This is a genomic window from Pseudomonas sp. Z2-11, assembly GCF_054161305.1.
On the sequence record NZ_CP096395.1, the window covers coordinates 1676545 to 1699272 of the forward strand.

The following is a 22728-nucleotide window of genomic DNA, read 5'->3' on the forward strand; positions in this document are numbered from 1 at the left end:
ACCGCAAGCAGGAGCGAACCATGAACGATCCGAAAGGGCAGCCACAATACGAATCCATCCTGCTGCGTGTGCTGTGGATGGTGATCTACCTGCTGGTCTGGCAGGTGGCGCAATTCATCCTCGGCGCCGTGGTGCTGGTGCAATTGGTTTATCGACTGATCTACGGCGCACCCAGCGCCAGCCTGATGAATTTTGGCGACAGCCTGAGCCAGTTTCTCGCGCAGATCGGCCGCTTCGGCACTTTCCACAGCGACCAGAAACCCTGGCCCTTCGCTGACTGGCCGACCCCGCGGACGCCGGAAGGCGAAGCGCCTCACACCGTGGCGCCAGCGCCGCACCCGGTCCGTGACGAGGAGCCGAAACTATGAAGCTGTGGGTATTGCGTCACGGTGAAGCAGAGCCGCACGGGGCGCGTCCGGACCCTGAGCGGGTATTGACGGTCCATGGCCGTGAAGAGGTGCTGCGCAGCGCCGGGCAGTTGGTGACTGAGCCGTTGCGGGCCATTTATGCCAGTCCCTACGTGCGTGCTCAGCAAACCGCGCAACTGGTGCGTGAAGCCCTGGGGTTCGAGCCTGAGTTGATCACGGTCGACTGGCTCACCCCGGAGACCCGGCCGGCCGATGTGTTGAAACATCTGGAGGACCAGGACGACGTGCTGCTGGTCAGCCACAACCCGCTGGTGGGCAGCCTGTTGGGCTTGTTGCAGCACGGCCACCTGCAGCAACCTGAACAGGTGCAAACGGCTGGTCTGGCAGAGCTGGAAGGCGACCTGCCGTTGGCCGGCTCGATGAACCTCAAGAGCCTCAGGCATCCCTGAGAAACCGCTTCCGGGCGGGCAACAAAAAATCACGAAGGAAGGGCACGATGAGTCTTTGGCGCACCACCCCCAATATCGAACAACTGAACGCCGCCGGTAAAAATACCATCAGCGAAGTGCTGGACATCCGTTTCGAATCCTTCGATGACGAATCCCTGACCGCGAGCATGGTGGTGGATCACCGTACCCACCAACCGTTCGGGTTGCTGCACGGCGGCGCGTCGGTGGTGCTGGCCGAAACGGTCGGGTCCATGGCCGCCTACCTGTGCGTGGACACCAGCAAGTTCTATTGCGTCGGCCTGGAAATCAACGCCAACCACCTGCGCGGCGTGCGCAGCGGGCGGGTCACCGCGACGGCGCGCTCGGTTCACCTGGGCCGCACCACGCAGGTCTGGGACATCCGCCTGGTCAACGATGACGGCAAGGTCAACTGTGTATCGCGCCTGACCATGGCGGTGGTGCCGCTGGGCGAGCAGCCGCCGGCGCGTTGATTGCCTACGGGGACGTCTTCGTGGCGAGGGAGCTTGCTCCCGCTGGGCCGCAAAGCGGCCCCCGGTCAATTGACTCGCGCAGCCTGACATACCGCGTCGCCTGGCTTCGGGCCTGCTGCGCAGGCCAGCGGGAGCAAGCTCCCTCGCCACGGGTGCAGCGGGGCAGGGCGCCATATCCCAACCCCGACTGTCATCATTCCTGTCAGTTACGGTCATTGCCGGGCTATCGGGTTCTGCGGACAATCGGTGGCAGTTCTCGCAACGGATCGGCCAACATGTCGCAACAGGTGTTTTTCGCCCACGCCAATGGTTTCCCCTCGGCCACCTACGGCAAGCTGTTCGCCGCGCTGGCGCCGCAATATGAGGTCGCGCACCTCGAACTGCACGGTCACGACCCACGGTTTCCGGTGGACGACAACTGGAACAACCTGGTGGACGAGCTGATTCATCACCTGGAGCAGCAACCGGAACCGGTGTGGGGCGTCGGGCATTCCCTGGGCGGTGTGTTGCACTTGCACGCGGCGTTGCGTTGCCCTCGGTTGTATCGCGGCGTGGTCATGCTCGATTCCCCGGTGCTGACCCGCGCCGACCGATGGCTGATCCTGGCCGCCAAGCGCATGGGGTTCATTGATCGCCTGACCCCGGCCGGGCGGACCCTGGGACGGCGCGAGGAATTCAGCGACCTGGCGTCGGCGCGGGCCTATTTTGCCGGAAAAAACGCTGTTTCGCGGTTTCGACCCGGAATGCTTTGAAGCTTATCTGCAACATGGCTTGCAAGCCGTCGGTGACCGGTTGCGGCTGCGCTTCGACCCGGCCACGGAGATCAGCATCTACCGTGGCGTGCCCCATACCCGCCCCGCGAGGGCTGGAACACTCCAGGTTCCGCTGGCGGTAGTGCGGGGCCGGCAGAGTCGCGTGGTGATGCGTCATCACACGCGTGTGGTGGGGCGCATGCCGCAGGGTGAATCCCTGACCATGCCCGGTGGCCACATGTTTCCCCTCGAATATCCCCAGGACACGGCGAACCTGCTCAAGGACCTGCTTCAGCGCTGGCAAGGGCCTGACGCATGAACGCCGTCGAAGAGGTTCGCCTGAGCTTGCCCCATATCGAACTCGCCGCCCACCTCTTCGGACCGGAGGATGGCCGGCCGGTGATCGCGCTGCATGGCTGGCTGGACAACGCCAACAGCTTCGCCCGGCTCGCCCCACGGCTGGAGGGTGTGCGGGTGATTGCCCTGGACATGGCCGGCCACGGTCATTCCGGACACCGCCCGCCCGGGGCCGGTTACGCCCTGTGGGACTACGCCCATGATGTGCTGCAAGTGGCCGAGCAATTGGGTTTGAAACGTTTCGCGCTGTTGGGGCACTCGATGGGCGCCATCGTTTCGCTGGTGCTGGCCGGCTCCCTGCCGGAGCGGATCACGCACCTGGGCCTGATCGACGGCGTGATTCCGCCTACGGCCAAGGGCGACAATGCGGCGGAGCGGATGGGCATGGCCCTGCAGGCGCAGCTGGATTTGCAGGAAAAGCGCAAGCCGGTCTACACAACCCTCGACCGAGCCATCGAAGCGCGCATGAAAGGGCTGGTGGCGGTCAGTCGCGAGGCCGCCGAGTTGCTCGCCCAGCGCGGTCTGATGCCAGTGTCGGGCGGCTATACCTGGCGCACCGACAACCGCCTGACCTTGCCATCGCCACTGCGCCTGACCGATGAACAGGCCATGGCGTTCGTGGCCCGAGTCGCCTGTCCAGCGCACCTGGTGGTGGCAGCTGACGGCATGCTGGCCCAGCATCCGGAGTTGCTGGAACGGCTACCCTTCAGTCATGAGCGGTTGCCTGGCGGTCATCATTTGCACCTGAACGATGAGGTCGGTGCGGCTCTTGTAGCAGACTGTTTCAATCGGTTCTTCAGCGTTTCTTGACTTGCGCCGGGCAACTGTCGAGGCTTGGCGGGTGGAAAGGGAGCCAACCATGACAGAAAACCGTACATTCGCCTTGCTGCGCATCAGCATTAAAAGACGCCTTCGCGTCGCGCGGGTCCAGGCACAGTCGATCCGATGAAACTATCCATGTATTCATTCGCCCTGCTGGCGCTGGCCGCTTTCGGTCCGGCCGCCCTGGCCGCCGATGTGCCCGGCAGCCAGGACCTGGCGCGCGTGCCGCGAATGCCCGACGCGCAAATCGTCGATTACAAGCAAACCAGCGACCTTGAGCGTATCTACCCGATGGGCTCGATCCGCAGGATCAGCGGCCAGCTGCGCTTCGATGGGCAGGTCGACGCCCGTGGCAACGTCACGTCGGTCACCTATGAATTACCGCCGGAGCACACCGCCACCCAGGCTTTTACCGCTGCTCGCGAAGCACTGCAGAAGCAGGACGCCGAGCTGCTTTTCTGGTGCCAGGCGCGTGATTGCGGTGAGAGCAGCCTGTGGGCCAACCAGGTGTTTGGCAATGCCAAGCTCTATGGTGCCGACAGCGGCCAGGCCTATCTGCTGTTGCGCCTGGCGCCGCCGGCGGACAACACGCTGATCGCGCTGTATGCCATCACCCGCGGCAACCGCAAGGCCTACCTGCACGTCGAACAGTTCGAAGCGAACGCTCCCCTGGGAGATCTGCTGCCGACATCTGCGACGTTGCTGCGCCAGCTCAAGGACACCGGCGTGCTGGATCTGCCGCGTCTTGCCGGCGAGCCGGACGACGCCTGGCTGCGCTTGCTCTCCCGGGCGCTGAACCTGGACACCGGCCTTCGGGTCAGCATCGCCGGCCCGCAGGCCGAGGTGTGGCGCCAGGCCCTCATTGGCCAGGGTGTGCGGGCCGCGCGCATGGAGACGGCCAGCGATGACGCGAAGGGTCTGCACCTTGAACTGTTGCGATAAGCTGTTTCAGGGATGCACCCCACGCCGTTGACCGGCCCCGTTAATTTTTCGAGACCTTTCATGCTCAATAACGATCGGCTATTGGTGCAGATCCTGCTGTTGGTGTTGTTCGGCGCAAGCCTCTGGGTGATGGCGCCATTCTGGTCGGCGCTGTTCTGGGGCGCCGTGCTGGCTTTCGCCAGCTGGCCGCTGATGCGCTTGCTGACCCGCTGGGTCAACGGGCGTGAATCCCTCGCCGCGGCTTTGCTGACGGTCGGCTGGATGTTACTCGTGGCGGTGCCGCTGGTGTGGCTGGGATTCAACCTGGCCGATCATGTGCGCGATGCCACGGCGTTCATCAGGGATGTCCAGGTCGACGGCCTGCCCGCAGCGCCGGAATGGCTGGCTGGTGTGCCGCTGGTAGGCGGGCGGCTGGTGACGCTCTGGGACAGCATCGACCAACAGGGCGCGGCGATGATGGTGTCCATCAAGCCATACCTCGGAAGGGTCGGCAATTGGTTGCTGGCCCGTAGCGCGCAAGTAGGCGGCGGTATTCTCGAACTGACGTTGAGCATCGTGTTCGTGTTCTTTTTCTACCGTGACGGCCCGCGCCTGGCGGCCTTTGTCCAAGGCTTGCTGGAGCGGTTGATTGGTGACCGTGCCGGGTACTACGTCGACCTGGTGGCCGGTACGGTGCAGCGGGTGGTCAACGGCGTGATCGGTACCGCGGCGGCCCAGGCCGTGCTCGCGCTGATCGGGTTCCTGATCGCGGGCGTGCCGGGAGCACTGGTGCTTGGTATTGTCACTTTCCTGCTCAGCCTGATTCCCATGGGCCCGCCGCTGGTCTGGATCCCCGCCACGGCCTGGCTGGCGTGGAAGGGCGAATACGGGATGGCGGTGTTCCTCGGTATATGGGGCACCTTCATCATCAGCGGCGTGGATAACGTGCTCAAGCCTTACCTGATCAGCCGCGGCGGAAACCTGCCGCTGGTCATCGTGCTGCTGGGGGTTTTCGGCGGGTTGATCGCCTTTGGTTTCATCGGCCTGTTCATCGGTCCGACGCTGTTGGCGGTGGCGTACAGCTTGCTGACGGATTGGAGTAAGAGCCACGCGCGTCAGGACTGAAGGTCACCTGTGGCGTGGGGCGTTAATCAGCCCGTTGATGGAGAACAAAGCCGGGACCGGAGACGATTTACGATCATCGGGTCCCGCACAGGCGTTGGTTCCGCTACAATGCGCGCCGATTTCGACTTGCCTGAGAGCCCGCTCATGTCCGCCTGCCAGACGCCTATCATCGTCGCCCTGGATTTCCCTACCCGTGACGCCGCCCTGAAGCTGGCCGACCAGTTGGACCCCAAGCTCTGCCGGGTCAAAGTCGGCAAGGAACTGTTCACCAGTTGTGCTGCGGAAATCGTCGGTACCCTGCGGGACAAGGGCTTCGAGGTCTTCCTCGACCTGAAATTCCACGACATCCCCAACACCACCGCCATGGCCGTCAAGGCCGCTGCGGAGATGGGTGTGTGGATGGTCAACGTGCACTGCTCCGGTGGCCTGCGCATGATGGCGGCTTGCCGGGAAGTGCTGGACCAGCGCAACGGTCCGAAACCGCTGCTGATCGGCGTGACCGTGCTGACCAGCATGGAGCGTGAGGACCTGGCGGGAATCGGCCTGGACATCGAGCCCCAGGAGCAGGTGTTGCGTCTGGCGGCGCTGGCGCAGAAGGCCGGCATGGACGGTCTGGTCTGTTCGGCCCTGGAAGCCGGCGCCCTGAAGACTGCCCATCCGTCGCTGCAACTGGTGACCCCGGGGATTCGTCCTGCGGGCAGCGCCCAGGACGACCAGCGTCGTATCCTGACGCCGCGCCAGGCACTGGATGCCGGTTCTGACTATCTGGTGATCGGCCGTCCGATCAGCCAGGCCGCCGATCCGGCCAAGGCCTTGGCGGCGGTGGTGGCCGAACTGGCCTGACGCCCACCTATGGTTCAAATCTGCTCACCCCATCTGTGGGAGCGAGCCTGCTCGCGAAAGCGGTATGTCAGTCAAGCTGATATTGACTGACACGGCCCCTTCGCGAGCAGGCTCGCTCCCACAGTTGCTTCCTGTCAGACCTTCAACACCAACTTCCCGAAGTTCTCCCCGCTGAACAGCTTGGTCAGCGTCTCGGGGAAGGTCTCCAGCCCTTCGACGATGTCTTCCTTGCTCTTGAGCTGCCCCTTGGCCATCCAGCCGGCCATTTCCTGCCCGGCGGCGGCGAATTGCGCGGCGTAGTCCATGACCACGAAGCCTTCCATGCGTGCGCGATTGACCAGTAGCGACAGGTAGTTGGCCGGTCCTTTCACCGCTTCCTTGTTGTTGTATTGGCTGATCGCACCGCAAATCACCACGCGGGCCTTCATGTTCAGGCGGCTGAGCACCGCATCGAGGATGTCGCCGCCAACGTTGTCGAAATACACATCCACGCCTTTCGGGCATTCGCGCTTGAGGCCGGCGTGGACGTCTTCGCTCTTGTAGTCGATGGCGCCGTCAAAGCCCAGCTCATCAATGAGAAACCGGCATTTATCGGCACCGCCGGCAATGCCGACCACGCGGCAGCCTTTGATCTTGGCGATCTGCCCGGCGATGCTGCCCACCGCCCCGGCGGCTCCCGAGAGCACTACGGTTTCGCCGGCCTTGGGGGCGCCGACATCCAGCAGGGCGAAATAGGCGGTCATGCCGGTCATGCCCAGCGCGGACAAATAACGCGGCAGCGGCGCCAGTTTCGGATCTACCTTGTAGAAACCTCGTGGCTCGCCGAGAAAATAATCCTGCACGCCCAATGCACCGTTGACGTAGTCCCCGACCGCAAAGCCCGGATTATTCGACGCGACCACCTGGCCTACGCCCAAGGCTCGCATGACTTCACCGATGCCGACCGGCGGGATATAGGACTTACCCTCGTTCAACCAGCCACGCATGGCCGGGTCCAGAGACAGGTATTCGTTCTTCACCAGGATCTGACCGGCTGCCGGTTCGCCGACCGGCACTTGTTGATAAGTGAATGTCTCGCGGGTCGCGGCGCCTACCGGGCGTTTGGCGAGCAGGAACTGGCGATTGATCTGAGCAGTCATGGCTGGGACTCAAGATGAATGAAGCCTTGTTGATAGACCCTCGGCGGGTTGACCGCAAGGTTTGCCGACACAGCGAATGCACGTCGATCCAACCCGGTGATGATGCGGGCGGGGCTGTTATCACTGGCATCCATGGATATCCAACCGGCATTTGCATAGTGCTGCCGTAGTAGCGCGGACGATGACTATATTCAGTGCTCCCGTAATTCTTCGAGGCATTGACGATGAGCATGACGTTTTCCGGACAGGTTGCCGTGGTGACGGGCGCGGCGGCAGGCATTGGCCGCGCCACCGCCCAGGCGTTCGCGGCGCAAGGTCTGAAAGTGGTCGCGGCGGACCTGGACATGGCGGGCGGCGAGGGTACGGTGCAGTTGATTCGCGATGCCGGTGGCGAGGCGGTGTTCGTGCGCTGTGACGTGACCGTGGAAAGCGATGTGCAACGTCTGATGGACGAGGTGATCAGTGCTTACGGTCGCCTGGATTACGCATTCAACAACGCCGGCATCGAGATCGAGAAGGGCAAGCTGGCCGATGGCACGCTGGACGAGTTCGACGCGATCATGGGGGTCAACGTCAAAGGCGTCTGGCTGTGCATGAAGTATCAATTGCCGTTGCTGCTGGCCCAAGGGGGCGGCGCTATCGTTAATACGGCCTCGGTGGCCGGGCTAGGGGCCGCGCCGAAAATGAGCATTTATGCAGCGTCCAAGCACGCGGTGATCGGCCTGACCAAGTCGGCTGCCATCGAATACGCCAAGAAGAAAATCCGTGTGAACGCCGTTTGCCCGGCGGTCATCGACACCGATATGTTCCGGCGCGCCTACGAGGCGGACCCGAAGAAAGGCGAGTTCGCCAATGCGATGCACCCCGTGGGGCGTATTGGCAAGGTCGAGGAGATCGCCAGCGCGGTGCTGTACCTGTGCAGCGACGGGGCGGCATTCACTACAGGGCATTCGCTGGCCGTGGACGGCGGGGTCACGGCGTTCTGATCGTCATGGTTGCAACCCTGCATGCAGGACGAAGCCCGCACTGGATGCGGGCTTCGTTTTTTTCGGAGGCAGGTGCGCTCGATTGACCGACCAATGTATTTCAAAGGATGAGAAACAGGCGTTTTCACGTCTTTGGCTTACATCGTCCGACTCGGCCCTGTGCTTAACTCTTTCGAACGTAAAACATTCGCTTAGGAGCTTGGTTACTCATGGAGTTGAGAATCGACCGGCAGGCCCTGGTGCCTGTCGTGCAGCAAATTGTCGACGCGCTGGCCAGCCGGATCCGCCAGGGTGTGGTGCCGCCAGGGGCCCGCCTGCCATCGATCCGGCGGCTCGCGCGGGAAAACCTGCTAAGCCAGGCGAGTGTCCACGAAGCCTGCCAGCGGCTGGTGACCCAGGGGCTGCTGGCCTCTCGTCATGGCTCAGGTTTTCTGGTCGCCTCAGGCCCTTTGGCATGGCATGAGCCGGTCGATCAGTTTTGGCCCCCGGGCATTCCTTGCCAGCAGGCGGGGTTGGGGGACGGTTCGCCAGGGGCTCTGGAACTGGGGGGCGGCGGGTTGCCCGAGAGCTGGCGTGAAAGCGACGACCTTGGTTATGCGATCCGCCAGGTTACCCGCACCGATATGGCGGGGTTGTTCGACTACAGCACGCCGATGGGGCTGCCGGCCTTGCGCGAGCAATTGTCCAGGCGCCTGAAACAGTTCGATATCGATGCCGATGAAAACCTGATCCTGACCACGACGGGGGTAAGCCACGGGCTGGACCTGATCGTGCGCACACTGCTGCAACCAGGGAGCTGCGTCGTGGTGGAAAGCCCGGGTTATTCGAAGCTGTTCGACCTGCTCAGGCTGCACAGGATCGACATGATCGAACTGCCGAGAACACCGCACGGCCCGGACATCGCTGCGCTCGAATGTCTGTTGGCGATGCATCGCCCCAACGCCCTGTTCATCAACAGTGCCTGCCACAACCCTACCGGCAGCAATCTTTCCCTGGCTGTAGCCCAGCGTTTGCTTGAGTTGGCGAAAGAGCACGCCATGCTGGTTATCGAGGACGATGTCTATGCCGATTTCCAGGGTTCGACGCGAGTCCGCCTGGCCGCTCTGGATGCCGATGTGATCTACCTCGGCAGTTTCTCGAAAACCCTCAGCAGTTCGTTACGAGTCGGCTTCGTGGTGGCCGGGCCCTGCGTTATCGCGCGATTGAGCGAGGTCAAGGGAATAACCAGCATGGGCGGGTCGCGATTCTCTGAAGCGGTACTGACCAATCTGTTGGCCAACGGTGCCTACCGAAAACTGGTCCAGCGCCAGCGGCAGCGGCTGAATGCCGATATGGCCATGACGTTGCAGTTGCTCGACGAGGCCGACTGGGAAGTTTTTGGCAAACCGGCAGGGGGGCTGTTCATTTGGGCGCGCCCGCCCATTTGCGACTACGGCAGGTTGCAGCGTCTGGCCAGGTACTCCGGCATCCAGCTGTCCTCGCGTACGGCGTTCAGTCCTTCAGGCACCGACACTGACTGGTTGCGGATCAACGTGGCCCATGCCCGAGACCCCAAGGCGTTGGCGTTTTTCCATGCCACGGCTCTGGATCGACCTCAAGTGTCCTGAAAACGACGCGGCTGTAGCTTTTTGCCATTATTCCGACGCAGGCATCTTGTGTTGCGAGGTGTCTCGTTGCGAATCTGCAAGCAACACACACTGGCAGAGGACTGGGCGCAATGATTACGGCCGTGCAAGGACGTTTCGCCAACCTCGGTATGGCGAAAAAACTGGGCATCGGGTTTTTCCTGGTGTTGCTGCTCACTGCGTTGGTGGCGGCCATCGGTGTCTGGTCCCTGCAAACCATCAGTCAGCGTTTCGATGGTTTGAAACAGATGTCGTCCCTTAACAGCGGGTTGCTCAAGGTCCGGTTACTTGAGCAGGAATACGCCTCGCGCTCCGACCCCAAGACGGCCGATGCCTTGCGCCAGGGTGTCGATGCATTGGTTGCCCTGGCGAATGAGCTCAAGGTGCAATCGGCTGCCAATGTACCGGTGATGAATGAAGTGGAGCAGGCTCTGGCGGCGTATCGCAAGGCATTCGATGAGTTTGTGGATCTGAGCCAGGGCAAGGACCTGGCCCTGGAAATGGCCAGTTGGTCGGTTTCCAGTGTCGCCAACAACCTGGATGTGTTGCAGGCGGGTCTGGCCGATGACGGCGCCTATACCTTGAAAGAGTCCGAAGGCAAGGACGGTGCGGAATTCATCGAGCAGGCCAACCAGGTCAGCGAGGTCTCGCGGCTGATGCTGCAGGCCATGAACGAAGCGCGGGTTCGCCTGGACCAGAGCCGTAAAGGCAGCGAGGAGAACGCCGGGCAAGGCAACATCGAACAGGCCGAGCAGGCCATGAAACTGGCCGAAGTACTCAAGGGTGCGGTCAAGGATCCGGGTTACCAGACCGTACTCAACGAAGTTGCCGGGCACATCGGCGGATTTAATCAGCAGTTGGCCGAATACACCGGTTTGCTGGCCAAGGAGAAAACCGTCTACCAGCAATTGCATGAGCGTGCCGACCAGGTTGTGGCGCGGGTCGACCAAGCCTACAACGCCGAAGACAGTGCAATGCAGGCGGAGCTGAAGAAAAATTCGCTGATGATCGTCGGTTCGTCGGCCCTGGCCCTGCTGGTGGGATTGATCGCTGCCTGGCTCATCACCCGGCTGATCGTTACGCCGCTGCGCAGTGTCATTCGCGTCGCCCAACAGATTGCTTCAGGTGACTTGAGTGCCAAGGTCGATGTGACACGTCGGGATGAGATCGGCCAGTTGATGCTGGCCATGCAGCAGATGGCGGCCGGCTTGAGCAGCATCGTCAGCGGTTTGCAGGCCGGCATCGAGCAACTGGCCAGCTCGGCACAGTCGCTGTCGTCCGTGACCGAGCAGACCAACCTTGAAGTCAGCAGCCAGAAGGAGGAAACCGAGCAGGTGGCCACGGCCATGAACCAGATGACCGCCACCGTGCATGACGTGGCGCGCAACGCCGAAGAGGCCGCGCGAGCAGCCCAGACCGCCGACGACAAGGTTGAAAGCGGCCAGCGGGTGGTGCGCCAGAGCATGGTGCGTATCGAACAACTGGCTGATTCGGCGACGTCGGCCAGCACCAGCATCGAAAGTCTCAGCGCCGAGATACAGAACATCGGCACGGTGCTGAACGTGATCAAGAGCGTCGCCGAACAAACCAACCTGCTGGCGCTCAACGCCGCTATCGAGGCGGCCAGGGCGGGCGAGCAGGGCAGGGGTTTCGCCGTGGTGGCCGATGAGGTACGAGCCCTGGCCAAGCGTACGCAACAGTCCACCGAGGAAATCGAGCGATTGGTCAGCGCCCTGCGCTCGGCCGCCCAGACCTCCGTACAACAGATCCAGAGCAGCGGCGAATTGGTGAAAATGGCCGTCAGCGATGCGCTGCAGACTGAAAGCGCACTGGGCAGCATCGCGGCGGCGGTGTCGTTGATCCAGCAGATGAACCAACAGATCGCGGCGGCAGCCGAGCAACAGAGTTCGGTGGCTGAAGAGATCAACCGCAGTGTTACCAGTATCCGTGCCAGCGCCGATCAATCGTCCATGGCCATGCAGGGCAATGCCGCTTCAAGCATTGAGCTGGCACAGCTGGGGAGCGAGTTGAAGGGGATGGTGGGGCATTTCAGGTTGTGAGTGTGGGGCTGCACTGAGCGCCTTCGCGAGCAGGCTCGCTCCTACATTGAATCTTCGGTATGCGCTGCATCATGTGCGACACCAGACCCTGTGGGAGCGAGCCTGCTCGCGAAGGCGGCGTGTCAGGCGCTGAGATGCTGGATGTGCTGGCCTCTTCGCGAGCAGGCTCGCTCCCGCCCACCCACAGAGAAATGGGTTTGCACAAGAAACGGGCGGGCTATCAGTCCGAACTCAATCGTAGACTTTCTTCTTCTTCCACTCGTCGTTCGCTTCGTCTTCCTTCAACCCTTCAGTCAACTGGTTAACCTCGCCCTCGACCGGCTGGGTGCTGGCCAGGACCTGGGCGTTGGCGCGGGCCAGAAGCTTCTCCAGATAAGCCAACTGTTCGGCATAGACCTGCGGCTCCTGCTGTTTGCGCAGGTATTGCACGCCTCGCTCGAATGCCAGGCGGGCCTGCCCCGGTTGCTCCTGTTGCAAGGCTTGCTGACCGAGATTGTTGAAGAACTCGATGTGCAGCAGCACCAGCAGGTGCCGCACTTCACGGATCCAGCGCTTGGCCTCGTTGGGCGGCAGGAAGCCATCCTGCGCGGCGCGGGTGATCTGGCCGTGCAACGCTTCGAGCAGAAACCGCACATCCTTGGCCTTGGCCTCGGTTTGTATCGGTGCCGGCGGGTTGCTTACCGGAATCGACTCACCCTGAGCAGCCAATGCGGACAGTTCATCCAGGCGAGCCTTGACCGCAGCGTTGGACTTTTCAAGATTGAGCAAGCGCTGGCAGACATTCATCTCCAGGCGCGTCATCAGCAACTTCAGGGCCGGGGTCATCAACTGGCCGGGGAAAGTTTCCGTGAGCTCGCCGCAACGCCGCAAGCGGTCGTTGAGTTCGACTTTGGTGCGGGCCTTTTCCAGCTTGTTGTTTTCCACCACATGGTTCATGTAGCCAATGGCGATCAACAGTGCGATCCCGGCTACGACGAGCAGGGTGATCATGAGTGGTGTCACCGGTAAGACCTCTTTATTAGCGTTCGCATGTCATGAGTGTAGTGGCTTGGCTTTTAAGCGCATAGGCCCGAGCGACGCGATTAGACGGGCGACGTACTGTTCACGCGGCGCGTAGCGGAGTAGATGCACATTGCCACTATTTGTCGGGCGCGACTATAACCCCTTGGCGGGCGACAGAATATAGGCGCCAGAGAGCGGACGGGGAAAATCCGCGAATCCTCCTCAAACCGGGCGAAGTCATTGATTTAAATAAATTTATATTCGGGGGTTGACGACCCTCCAATCCATCCATAGAATGCGCGCCACTTACAGCGTAAAGCACTCAGCCAAACGCGATAAGCAGTGAATGTTGTACGTGTGTCCCCTTCGTCTAGTGGCCTAGGACACCGCCCTTTCACGGCGGTAACAGGGGTTCGAGTCCCCTAGGGGACGCCAATGCGGGAATAGCTCAGTTGGTAGAGCACGACCTTGCCAAGGTCGGGGTCGCGAGTTCGAGTCTCGTTTCCCGCTCCAATTTTAAACAGCGTTGCTTTCGGGCAGGGCTGAGTGAAACCAGAGCCGACATCTTCGGATGCGGATTTGGGCACTGGGATACACACCATGTGTTCCAGTTAGCGTGTCCCCTTCGTCTAGTGGCCTAGGACACCGCCCTTTCACGGCGGTAACAGGGGTTCGAGTCCCCTAGGGGACGCCATTTGCGGGAATAGCTCAGTTGGTAGAGCACGACCTTGCCAAGGTCGGGGTCGCGAGTTCGAGTCTCGTTTCCCGCTCCAAGTTCAAAAAAACGCCGCTCATCGAGCGGCGTTTTTTTATGCGCGTAGGAAAAGTCTGTCTCAACTTTAAGGCTAAGTATCACGCGCGCACTGCCAAACCTGGCTCGATTAAAGAGCAAAAAAAGACCCGCAGAGTTTTTAAGCCATGCGGGTCTTTGTCGTGCTGTTTGCAATCAGTGCTTGCTGTCCTGATCAGACATGGCCAGCAATTGTTTTTCCTGGTTCCAGTCGAACGGCTCGTCGTTTTGCTCGGCTTCGAAACGACGCTCCTCGAGGGCCTGGTACAGGGCGATCTCTTCGTCGGGCATGTAGTGCAGGCAATCGCCGCCGAAATACCACAGCAGGTCTCGGGGCACCAGATGGGCGATCTGTGGATAACGCACGATCACCTGGCACAGCAGGTCCTGGCCAAGGTACTGGCTTTCGATCGGGTCGACTGGCAGTTGCGCGCGCAATTCGTCAAAGCGCTCCAGGAACAGCGCATGGCTTTCTTCGGGAACCTGTTCGGCCTCACCCACGGCGACCAGGATGCTGCGCAAGTGGTCAAGCAAGACGAGGTGATCGGCAACGACGTTGGACACGAGATAAGTCCTCAAGAGCAAAACGGGCGCAGGAGTATAAAGCCCCTGCGCCCGCTTTTACATGCTATCGATCAGATCGCTGCCAGCATCACCGCACCTTGGCCTCGGCGAGGGTCAGTTCCTCCTTGTCGAAATCATCCACATCGATGACCTTGCGGCGTGCCGCTTCGGCTGCGCGCAGGGTCTGCGCCTCACCGGCTTGCAGGATACCCGCCTCCAGGGCCGCATCGATGATAGGTTCGCCGGGCGCAGGGTTGAGTTGGCCCTGCTTGAACGCTCCATGGAGCTTTTTGTGAAGCGGCTGGGCGGCGGCCAGCAGGTCAGTGGCATGTTGCAGCGCACCCACCGGGTCCTCTTCCGACTGCGGGCGATAACAGCCTTGGAGCAGCTCTTCCAGAGTCGGATCGCCCTTGGCGCGGCCGATAACGGCGGCCACCTCGGCGTCCAGCCTGTCGCTCGGTCCCTTGTGACGGCGGCCGAATGGAAACACCACCACTCGCAAGAGGCCGCCCAGCAGCCGATTCGGGAAGTTGACCAGCAGTTCGTCCAGTGCCCGCTCCGATTGTCCCAGGCTTTCCTCCATGGCCCAGCGAAACAGCGGCGCCATATGGTCTGGCGAGTCAAGGTCGTGATAGCGCTTGAGCGCCGCCGAGGCCAGGTAAAGGTTGCTCAATACATCCCCCAGGCGGGCCGACAGGCGTTCGCGACGTTTGAGTTCGCCACCCAGCAGCATCATGCTCAGGTCCGCCAGCAAGGCGAACGCCGCCGCCTGCCGGTTGAGGGCACGGAAATACCCTTGGCTCAGGGCATTGCCCGGCACGTTGTCGAAGTGCCCCAGGCCGAGGTTCAGGACCAGGGTGCTGGCGGCGTTGCCGATGGCAAAACCGATGTGCTTGAGCAGCAACCCGTCGAATTCGACCAATGCCTGGTCTTTGTCTTCTCGGGTTGCCAGGGCCATTTCCTTCAATACGAACGGATGGCAGCGAATCGCCCCCTGGCCGAAGATCATCAGGTTGCGCGAGAGGATATTCGCGCCTTCGACCGTGATGAAGATCGGCGCGCCTTGCCAACTGCGGCCCAGGTAATTGTTCGGCCCCATGATGATGCCCTTGCCGCCGTGCACGTCCATGGCGTGGCTGATGCACTCGCGGCCGCGCTCGGTCAGGTGGTACTTGAGGATGGCCGAGAGTACCGAGGGTTTTTCGCCGAGGTCCACCGCGTTGGCGGTCAGCATGCGTGCGGCGTCCATCAACCAGGCATTGCCGCCGATACGTGCCATGGCTTCCTGGATGCCCTCGAAGGCGGACAACGGCACGTTGAATTGTTCCCTTACCTGGGCGTACTGGCCGGTGACCAGGCTGGTGAACTTCGCCGCGCCGGTCCCTACCGCTGGCAGGGAAATCGAGCGTCCGACCGACAGGCAATTCATCAGCATCATCCAACCCTTGCCGAGCATGGCCTGGCCGCCAATGAGGCAGTCCAGCGGAATGAACACGTCCTTGCCCCAGTTCGGTCCGTTCATGAAGGCGGCGCCAAGAGGCAGGTGACGGCGGCCGATGTTGACACCAGGTGTATCCGTGGGGATCAGCGCCAGGCTGATCCCCAGGTCTTCTTCGTCGCCCAGCAGGTGGTCGGGATCATAGGCTTTGAAGGCCAGGCCGAGGAGGGTGGCGACGGGGCCGAGGGTGATGTAGCGTTTTTCCCAGTTCAAGCGCAGGCCGATGGTTTCCTGGCCTTGCCATTCGCCCTTGCAAATAATCCCGGTGTCGGGCATCGCCCCCGCATCGGAGCCAGCCAGCGGCCCGGTCAGGGCGAAGCAGGGAATATCGTCACCCCGGGCCAGTCGCGGCAGATAATGGTTGCGTTGTTCATCGGTGCCGTAGTGCAGCAGCAGTTCCGCCGGGCCGAGGGAGTTGGGGACCATCACGGTGGACGCCAGGTCGCCACTGCGGGTGGCAAGTTTCATCGCCACCTGGGAGTGGGCATAGGCGGAAAATCCCTTGCCGCCGTATTCCTTCGGAATGATCAGGGCGAAGAAACCATGTTCCTTGATATGGGCCCAGGCTTCGGGCGGCAGGTCCATGGCCTGGCCGATCTGCCAGTCGCTGACCATCGCGCAGAGTTCTTCGGTCGGACCGTCGAGAAATGCCTGCTCTTCGTCAGTCAGTTTCACTTTTGGGTAGGCCAGCAGCATGTCCCAGTCCGGCCGACCGCTGAATAATTCCCCGTCCCACCACACCGTGCCGGCATCAATGGCATCGCGCTCGGTCTCGGACATCGGTGGCAAGGTTTTCTGGAACCAGTCGAACATCGGCGCGCTGAAATATCTGCGGCGCAGGTCAGGTAGCAACAGCGGGGCTGCAACGGCGGCGAGTACCAGCCATAGGACAAGCAGCAGCCACCCGGGCGCATGGCTGAAGATCCCCATCGCCAACAGGTAGACCGCAACGATGCCCAGCGCTGGCAGTGGGGCGGTGCGGCGGTGAGCCAGCCAGGCTATCCCGACGACCAGAACCAGTATCCACAACAACAGCATAAATAATCCTCCGTGAACCAGGGCAAGACCGACCCTCAGAGCTTAGACGTCCTCTGTAAAACCGGCGGTCGGCGCGATGTGATTGATTTCGTGGGAAACCTTGGATGCATAACGCCAGTCTGGTTGGCAACACCGGTAGGAAATCGTTCGTTGGTCAGGTGAGAAAACGCCATTGTTTGGCTGAAACGCCGTTATTGCTCGGCGACGTGCAGGGTGATTTGAGTCGCGGTTGATCCGGCGTATGCTGCTGCGGCATTTATCCATTGAGGAAGCCGTGATGCTGAAGATCTGGGGTCGGAAGAATTCGTCGAACGTGCGCAAGGCGCTGTGGTGTGCTGAAGAGCTGGGGCTGGCCTACGAGGCCATCGACGCGGGCGGCGCGTTTGGCGTGGTGGATACGCCCGAGTACCGCGCGAAAAATCCCAACGGCCGGGTTCCGATGATAGAAGACGACGGCTTCGTGCTCTGGGAATCCAATACCATCGTGCGTTACCTGGCGGCTCGCCATGCCTCAGGCTCGGCCTGGTATCCCGATGACATACAGGCCCGCGCCAGCGCTGAAAAATGGATGGACTGGACCACGTCCAGCTTTGCCGCTCCGTTTCGCACGGTGTTCTGGGGCGTGCTGCGCACCCCGGCCGAGCAACAGGACTGGCCGGCCATCAATGCGGCAATCAAGGAGTGCGACCAGTTGCTGGCAATGGTGGAGCAAGCCCTGGGCGAACAGCCTTACCTCTGCGGTGACGAAATCGGCATGGGCGACATTCCCTTGGGCAGTTTCATTTATGCCTGGTTCGAGATGCCCATCGAGCGCGCCGCATTGCCTCGGCTGGAGGCCTGGTACGCGCGGCTCCAGCAGCGTCCGGCTTATCGCAAGGCCGTCATGACCGCGTTGACTTAATACTTACTATCGACACACTTCACTGTACTTGTGCGGCGACGCCACGCACCATTGCCTTCATGCGCCGTGGTTGTATTGCTCGCCGCCGGCCCTTATCTATTCTTCTTCCTCCCCTTCTTGGTGCGTAATCCGATATGAGTTCCGCTCTGTCCATACGGCAGCTAACCAAAACCTACGGCAACGGTTTCCAGGCCCTGAGTGGTATCGATCTGGATGTCGCCGAAGGTGATTTTTTTGCCTTGCTGGGCCCCAACGGTGCCGGCAAATCCACCACCATCGGCATTCTTTCCACGCTGGTGAACAAATCCGGCGGGACGGTGAACGTCTTCGGCCATGACCTGGACCGCGAGCCCGCGGCGCTCAAGCGCTGCATCGGCGTGGTGCCCCAGGAATTCAACTTCAACCAGTTCGAAAAGACCTTCGACATCGTCGTGACCCAGGCCGGCTACTACGGCATCCCGCCGAAGATCGCCAACGAGCGCGCCGAGCAGTATCTGACCCAGCTTGGCTTGTGGGACAAGCGCGATGTGCCGTCCCGTTCGTTGTCCGGCGGCATGAAGCGACGCCTGATGATTGCCCGCGCGCTGGTGCATGAACCGCGCCTGCTGATCCTCGACGAACCCACCGCCGGCGTGGACATCGAGCTGCGTCGTTCGATGTGGACCTTCCTCACCGAGCTGAACCAGAAAGGCATCACCATCATCCTCACCACGCACTACCTGGAAGAGGCCGAGCAGCTGTGCCGCAACATCGGCATCATCGACCACGGCACCATCGTCGAGAACACCAGCATGCGGCAGTTGCTGAGTCAGCTGCATGTAGAAACCTTCCTGCTGGATCTCAAGCATGACCTGAGCGCCGCGCCGCAGCTGGTGGGTTATCCGGCTCGCCTGCTCGACGGCCATACCCTGGAAGTCCAGGTCGACAAGTCCGCTGGTATCACCGGGCTGTTCACCCAGCTGGCCGTGCAAAACATCGAAGTGCTGAGCCTGCGCAACAAGACCAATCGCCTTGAGGAGTTGTTCGTGTCCCTGGTGGAAAAAAACCTGGCGAAGGTGGCGGTATGAGTATGAGTTCGGAACTGCGCCCCAACCTCATCGCCCTCAATACCATTGTTTATCGTGAAGTCCGACGCTTCATGCGGATCTGGCCGCAGACCCTGCTGCCCCCGGCGATCACCATGGTCCTGTACTTCGTGATTTTCGGTAACCTGATCGGCCGGCAGATCGGCGACATGGGCGGTTTCACGTACATGGACTACATTGTGCCGGGGCTGATCATGATGTCGGTGATCACCAACTCCTACGGCAACGTGGTATCGAGTTTCTTCGGCAGCAAGTTCCAGCGCTCCATCGAAGAGCTGATGGTTTCACCGGTTTCACCCCATACGATCCTGATCGGCTTCACCCTGGGTGGCGTGCTGCGCGGGCTGGCGGTCGGCCTGATCGTGACGCTGCTGTCGCTGTTCTTCACTAATCTGCAGGTGCATCACCTGGGGGTGACGATCCTGGTGGTGGTCCTGACGGCGACGATCTTTTCGCTGCTGGGCTTCATCAACGCGGTGTTCGCGCGAAACTTCGATGACATCTCCATCATCCCGACGTTCGTGCTCACGCCGCTGACGTATCTGGGCGGGGTGTTCTACTCGATTTCCCTGCTGCCACCGTTCTGGCAGACCGTATCGCTGGCCAACCCGGTGCTGCATATGGTCAATGCTTTCCGCTACGGGATCCTTGGCGTTTCGGACATTCGCATCAGTATTGCAATTACCTTCATGCTAGTGGCGACCGTGATGCTTTATGTGAGCTGTGCACGGTTGCTGGTGAGTGGGCGAGGGATGCGTACCTGACACTGTCCGTGTCTGAAGTGTCGTACCTGTGGGAGCGAGCCTGCTCGCGAAGGCTAAACATCATCCGATGCAGATGTCGGATGTGATGGTCTCTTCGCGAGCAGGCTCGCTCCCACAAGGACTTCGGATTACCCCCGAATGTCGTGTCTGGGGGTGAAACGCGGTCAGTCCAGCTTTTCTCTCATCCGGCTGCGCTTGCGCCGCCGCCACTGCCTGGCAACCCACCATCGCCAATACGCCATGGTGACGAAATAAGCCAAGACTCCAAGCACCAACCCAGTGACCACCGACCCCAGCAAAAACGGCTGCCACAACGTTGACAGCTGGTTGGTGATCCACTCCCAGGTCAATTCGTCCGGCAGCGTCCGGGCTGGAACGTCCATCAGCCAGGCGCCGGTCTGATAGGTGCAGAAGAATACCGCGGGCATGGTGATGGGGTTGGTCAGCCAGACCAGGCTTACCGCGATCGGGATGTTGCCGCGAACCGTGACGGCCAGCGCGGCGGCCAGGAGCATTTGCAGCGGTATCGGCAGAAAAGCGGCGAACAGGCCAACGGCCATCGCCCGCGCCACCGAATGACGATTGAGGTGCCAGAGGTTGGGATCGTGCAGCAGGGTGCCGAGAAAGCGTAAGGATTTATGTTCCCGAATGCTCGCGGGGTCAGGCATGTAACGTTTGAATAATCGCCGGGGCATAAGGCTTCTCGGTCGGGTCAAAGCTGTAAGGCCGCAAGTATGTCCGGATTCTACAACCGGGAGATTCAGACTTTGTGACAATTGTTAACGCCCACGGTGCCCCGCACCGGCTAAGCCTGGAGAGGGACTCTCAAGGATGGGCTTATGCGCACGGCAATGGTCGCGCTTGCACTGGGGCTGCTGGCCCCGGTTTTTCTACCGGTACTGCCGTCGCCATGGCTGATCGCAGCCATGGCGACGCTGGCGTTGATGGTACTGCCGTTTCGCCTGTACCCGGCGGGTTGCTTCCTCTTCGGGCTGGTCTGGGCGAGCCTCGCCGCACACCATGCACTGGACGGACGGTTGCCCTTCGCACTGGACGGCGAGACGCGCTGGGTCAAAGGGCGGGTCGTCGGTTTGCCGCAACACGGCGATGGAACGGTGCGTTTCGAATTGGCCGATATCCAGTCAAGGCGCACGCGCTTGCCAACCTCGATGCGCCTGGCCTGGTATGGCGGGCCGCCGGTCAGCAGCGGTGAGAAATGGCGCCTGGCGGTGAAGCTCAAGCGACCCGCGGGGCTGCTCAATCCCCATGGCTTCGACTATGAGGCGTGGCTGTTGAGCCGCGGCATTGGCGCGACCGGCAGCGTCAAGCAAGGGCGACGCCTGCAACCGGCCCAGGGCGCCTGGCGCGACGGGGTGCGCCAGGCATTGGCGAAAGTCGATGCCCAAGGGCGTTCCGGGGCGCTGATGGCATTGGTCCTTGGCGATGGCTCCGGGTTGAGTCGCGAAGATTGGCAGGTGCTGCAAGACACCGGCACGATCCATCTGCTGGTCATTTCCGGGCAGCACATCGGCCTGTTCGCCGGCCTCGTATACCTGCTGGTCGCCGGCGCGGCGCGTCATGGTGTCTGGCCGGCGTGGTTGCCATGGCTGCCTTGGGCGTGCGTGCTGGCGTTCACCGCGGCGCTGGGTTACGGCCTGCTCGCCGGTTTCGAAGTGCCGGTGCGGCGGGCCTGTGTGATGATCGGACTGGTGCTGCTGTGGCGCTTGCGCTTTCGCCAGGCCGATCCTTGGAAAGCCTGGCTGTTGGCGCTCCTGGCGGTGCTGCTGCTCAATCCGCTGGCGAGCCTGCGGCCGGGGTTCTGGTTGTCGTTCGCCGCGGTGGCCATTCTGATGTTTACCTTCGGCGGTCGCCTGGGCCCCTGGCGCTGGTGGCAGACCTGGACCCGCGCCCAGTGGCTGATTGCTCTCGGGTTGTGCCCGCTACTCTTGATCCTCGGGCTGCCGGTCAGCCTCAGCGGTCCGTTGGTCAACCTGCTGGCGGTGCCCTGGATCAGTCTGCTGGTGTTGCCTTCGGCCTTGCTTGGCACCGCGTTGCTACCGATACCGTCCATAGGCGAGAGCCTTCTCTGGATTGCCGGCGGCTTGCTCGATCTGCTGTTCAAGGCGCTCGCGCTGGCAGCAGGGCAGATGCCAGCCTGGGTGCCTCCCGCGGTGCCGCTGTGGGCCTGGTGCGTGGCGGCGCTCGGCACTGCATTGCTGTTGCTGCCCAAGGGCGTACCGCTGCGGATCCTCGGCTGGCCGATGCTGATGCTGATGGTTTTTCCTCCACGGGAAGAAGTACCCTACGGGCAAGCCGAAATCTGGCAACTGGACGTCGGCCAGGGGCTGGCGATCCTCGTGCGCACCCAGCGGCACGTCTTGCTTTATGACGCGGGGCCGCGTTTTGGCGACGCCGATGCGGGCGAGCGCGTGGTGGTGCCGACCTTGCACAGGCTCGGTGTGCGTACCTTGGACATGCTGCTGCTCAGTCACGCCGATGCCGATCACGCCGGCGGTGCACAAGCCGTACGCAACGGATTGCCGACCCGTCGGGTGGTCAGCGGCGATCCCGAGGCGCTGCCCGTCGATCTGCAGGCAGGTGCGTGCGATAGCGGCGAAAGCTGGGAATGGGACGGGGTCAGGTTCGAACTGTGGCGCTGGGCATCGGCTGTCGAGAGCAACCAGAAATCCTGTGTCTTGCTGGTCGAGGCCGGTGGCGAGCGGTTGCTGCTGACCGGAGATATCGATACCCATGCCGAACGGGCCTTGCTCGACAGTCCCCTGGCGATGCCGACCCAGTGGCTGGCAGCGCCGCACCATGGCAGCCGCAGCTCATCGTCGATGGCGCTGCTGGCGCGCCTCGAGCCCCATTCGGTATTGATTTCCCGGGGGCGCAACAATGCGTTCGGCCATCCCCATCCGTGGGTGATGGAGCGTTATCGACGCTTGGGCATGGCGATCTACGACAGTGCCGAACAAGGTGCCATTCGTCTGCAACTCGGCGCCTTTACACCTGCGCTTGGCCAGGCGGGCATTCGCCGTTACTGGCGTGATCCGCCGCCCGCCGGGCCAGCGTCGGAGCATTGATCTGGCGCAGCGTTATTGCCGGGTTGTCGGCAGGGCGGGCCTGCACAGCGAGTCTGTATGAT

The 22728-nt window shown here is 61.9% G+C and carries 19 protein-coding genes, 4 tRNA genes and 2 pseudogenes; 20 read left to right on the forward strand and 5 right to left on the reverse strand.

The window, feature by feature from the left end; translation table 11 throughout:
* Nucleotides 1-20: 20 nt before the first annotated feature.
* The 8 genes and pseudogenes from M1E16_RS07520 to pyrF all read left to right on the forward strand — a co-directional run bounded on the left by M1E16_RS07520 (nt 21) and on the right by pyrF (nt 6128).
* The gene (locus tag M1E16_RS07520; RefSeq protein ID WP_434569395.1) at nt 21-368 is read left to right on the forward strand and encodes a DUF4389 domain-containing protein; all 348 of its coding nucleotides are present in this window, start codon (nt 21-23) and stop codon (nt 366-368) included.
* Nucleotides 365-817, forward strand: coding sequence for a phosphohistidine phosphatase SixA (gene sixA, locus M1E16_RS07525; RefSeq protein WP_458129553.1), 453 nt, complete (start codon nt 365-367; stop codon nt 815-817). Before M1E16_RS07520 ends, sixA begins: the two co-directional genes overlap by 4 nt.
* Before the next feature lie 47 nt (nt 818-864).
* Nucleotides 865-1308 carry a hotdog fold thioesterase gene (locus M1E16_RS07530; protein ID WP_198798373.1) on the forward strand — a complete coding sequence of 148 codons (444 nt, stop codon included), beginning with the start codon at nt 865-867 and terminating at the stop codon, nt 1306-1308.
* A 275-nt stretch (nt 1309-1583) separates the two neighbouring features.
* Nucleotides 1584-2379, forward strand: a pseudogene (locus M1E16_RS07535) (alpha/beta fold hydrolase).
* Nucleotides 2376-3227 (forward strand): alpha/beta hydrolase, encoded by an 852-nt coding sequence (locus M1E16_RS07540; protein ID WP_434569391.1) that lies wholly within the window; start codon nt 2376-2378, stop codon nt 3225-3227. Before M1E16_RS07535 ends, M1E16_RS07540 begins: the two are co-directional and overlap by 4 nt.
* A gap of 147 nt (nt 3228-3374) precedes the next feature.
* Nucleotides 3375-4181 carry a DUF4892 domain-containing protein gene (locus tag M1E16_RS07545; protein ID WP_458129554.1) on the forward strand — a complete coding sequence of 269 codons (807 nt, stop codon included), beginning with the start codon at nt 3375-3377 and terminating at the stop codon, nt 4179-4181.
* A 60-nt stretch (nt 4182-4241) separates the two neighbouring features.
* On the forward strand, nt 4242-5285 hold the full coding sequence (locus tag M1E16_RS07550; RefSeq protein WP_458129555.1) for an AI-2E family transporter: 1044 nt from the start codon (nt 4242-4244) through the stop codon (nt 5283-5285).
* A gap of 144 nt (nt 5286-5429) precedes the next feature.
* Complete coding sequence (gene pyrF / locus M1E16_RS07555) at nt 5430-6128, forward strand: orotidine-5'-phosphate decarboxylase (protein ID WP_458129556.1); 699 nt, start codon at nt 5430-5432, stop codon at nt 6126-6128.
* Nucleotides 6129-6262: 134 nt separating this feature from the next.
* Here the strand turns inward: pyrF and M1E16_RS07560 are convergent, their stop codons facing one another.
* Complete coding sequence (locus tag M1E16_RS07560; protein WP_458129557.1) at nt 6263-7267, reverse strand: NADP-dependent oxidoreductase; 1005 nt, start codon at nt 7265-7267, stop codon at nt 6263-6265.
* A 224-nt stretch (nt 7268-7491) separates the two neighbouring features.
* On the opposite strand from M1E16_RS07560, the gene M1E16_RS07565 reads away from it, so the two are divergent.
* From M1E16_RS07565 to M1E16_RS07580, 4 genes and pseudogenes are all read left to right on the forward strand, one after another.
* The gene (locus tag M1E16_RS07565; RefSeq protein WP_434625203.1) at nt 7492-8253 is read left to right on the forward strand and encodes an SDR family oxidoreductase; all 762 of its coding nucleotides are present in this window, start codon (nt 7492-7494) and stop codon (nt 8251-8253) included.
* Between the two features lie 209 nt (nt 8254-8462).
* The gene (locus M1E16_RS07570; protein ID WP_458129558.1) at nt 8463-9860 is read left to right on the forward strand and encodes an aminotransferase-like domain-containing protein; all 1398 of its coding nucleotides are present in this window, start codon (nt 8463-8465) and stop codon (nt 9858-9860) included.
* Nucleotides 9861-10882: 1022 nt separating this feature from the next.
* A pseudogene (locus M1E16_RS07575) lies at nt 10883-11029 on the forward strand (HAMP domain-containing protein); the annotation flags it as partial.
* Between the two features lie 204 nt (nt 11030-11233).
* Nucleotides 11234-11938: a methyl-accepting chemotaxis protein gene (locus M1E16_RS07580; protein WP_458130289.1), complete on the forward strand. Its 705-nt coding sequence runs from the start codon at nt 11234-11236 to the stop codon at nt 11936-11938.
* 231 nt (nt 11939-12169) lie between these two features.
* Here the strand turns inward: M1E16_RS07580 and M1E16_RS07585 are convergent, their stop codons facing one another.
* Nucleotides 12170-12928 (reverse strand): hypothetical protein, encoded by a 759-nt coding sequence (locus M1E16_RS07585; protein ID WP_305496076.1) that lies wholly within the window; start codon nt 12926-12928, stop codon nt 12170-12172.
* Nucleotides 12929-13299: 371 nt separating this feature from the next.
* Between M1E16_RS07585 and M1E16_RS07590 the strand changes: the two genes are divergently transcribed.
* The 4 genes from M1E16_RS07590 (at nt 13300) to M1E16_RS07605 (ending at nt 13713) form a co-directional block, all read left to right on the forward strand.
* Nucleotides 13300-13375, forward strand: a tRNA-Glu gene (locus tag M1E16_RS07590).
* 2 nt (nt 13376-13377) lie between these two features.
* Nucleotides 13378-13453: transfer RNA gene (locus tag M1E16_RS07595), tRNA-Gly, on the forward strand.
* Nucleotides 13454-13558: 105 nt separating this feature from the next.
* Nucleotides 13559-13634, forward strand: a tRNA-Glu gene (locus tag M1E16_RS07600).
* A 3-nt stretch (nt 13635-13637) separates the two neighbouring features.
* A tRNA-Gly gene (locus tag M1E16_RS07605) sits at nt 13638-13713 on the forward strand.
* A gap of 173 nt (nt 13714-13886) precedes the next feature.
* Here the strand turns inward: M1E16_RS07605 and M1E16_RS07610 are convergent.
* Nucleotides 13887-14294, reverse strand: coding sequence for a PA2817 family protein (locus tag M1E16_RS07610; protein ID WP_305496075.1), 408 nt, complete (start codon nt 14292-14294; stop codon nt 13887-13889).
* A gap of 88 nt (nt 14295-14382) precedes the next feature.
* A complete protein-coding gene (locus M1E16_RS07615) occupies nt 14383-16830 on the reverse strand; it encodes an acyl-CoA dehydrogenase (protein WP_458129559.1) in 2448 nt (815 codons plus the stop codon).
* A 277-nt stretch (nt 16831-17107) separates the two neighbouring features.
* Here M1E16_RS07615 and M1E16_RS07620 point away from each other — a divergent pair, with 277 nt between their 5' ends.
* The 3 genes from M1E16_RS07620 (at nt 17108) to M1E16_RS07630 (ending at nt 19580) form a co-directional block, all read left to right on the forward strand.
* A complete protein-coding gene (locus tag M1E16_RS07620; protein ID WP_434695515.1) occupies nt 17108-17731 on the forward strand; it encodes a glutathione S-transferase family protein in 624 nt (207 codons plus the stop codon).
* 134 nt (nt 17732-17865) lie between these two features.
* Nucleotides 17866-18798: an ABC transporter ATP-binding protein gene (locus M1E16_RS07625; RefSeq protein WP_305496072.1), complete on the forward strand. Its 933-nt coding sequence runs from the start codon at nt 17866-17868 to the stop codon at nt 18796-18798.
* Nucleotides 18799-18800: 2 nt separating this feature from the next.
* Nucleotides 18801-19580 (forward strand): ABC transporter permease, encoded by a 780-nt coding sequence (locus M1E16_RS07630; RefSeq protein ID WP_434698036.1) that lies wholly within the window; start codon nt 18801-18803, stop codon nt 19578-19580.
* Between the two features lie 164 nt (nt 19581-19744).
* On the opposite strand, the gene M1E16_RS07635 is transcribed toward M1E16_RS07630, so the two are convergent.
* Nucleotides 19745-20275 (reverse strand): DUF2062 domain-containing protein, encoded by a 531-nt coding sequence (locus tag M1E16_RS07635; RefSeq protein WP_434569369.1) that lies wholly within the window; start codon nt 20273-20275, stop codon nt 19745-19747.
* A 144-nt stretch (nt 20276-20419) separates the two neighbouring features.
* Between M1E16_RS07635 and M1E16_RS07640 the strand changes: the two genes are divergently transcribed.
* Nucleotides 20420-22666, forward strand: a complete 2247-nt coding sequence (locus M1E16_RS07640) for a DNA internalization-related competence protein ComEC/Rec2 (RefSeq protein WP_458129560.1) — start codon at nt 20420-20422, stop codon at nt 22664-22666.
* The last annotated feature ends 62 nt before the right edge of the window (nt 22667-22728 follow it).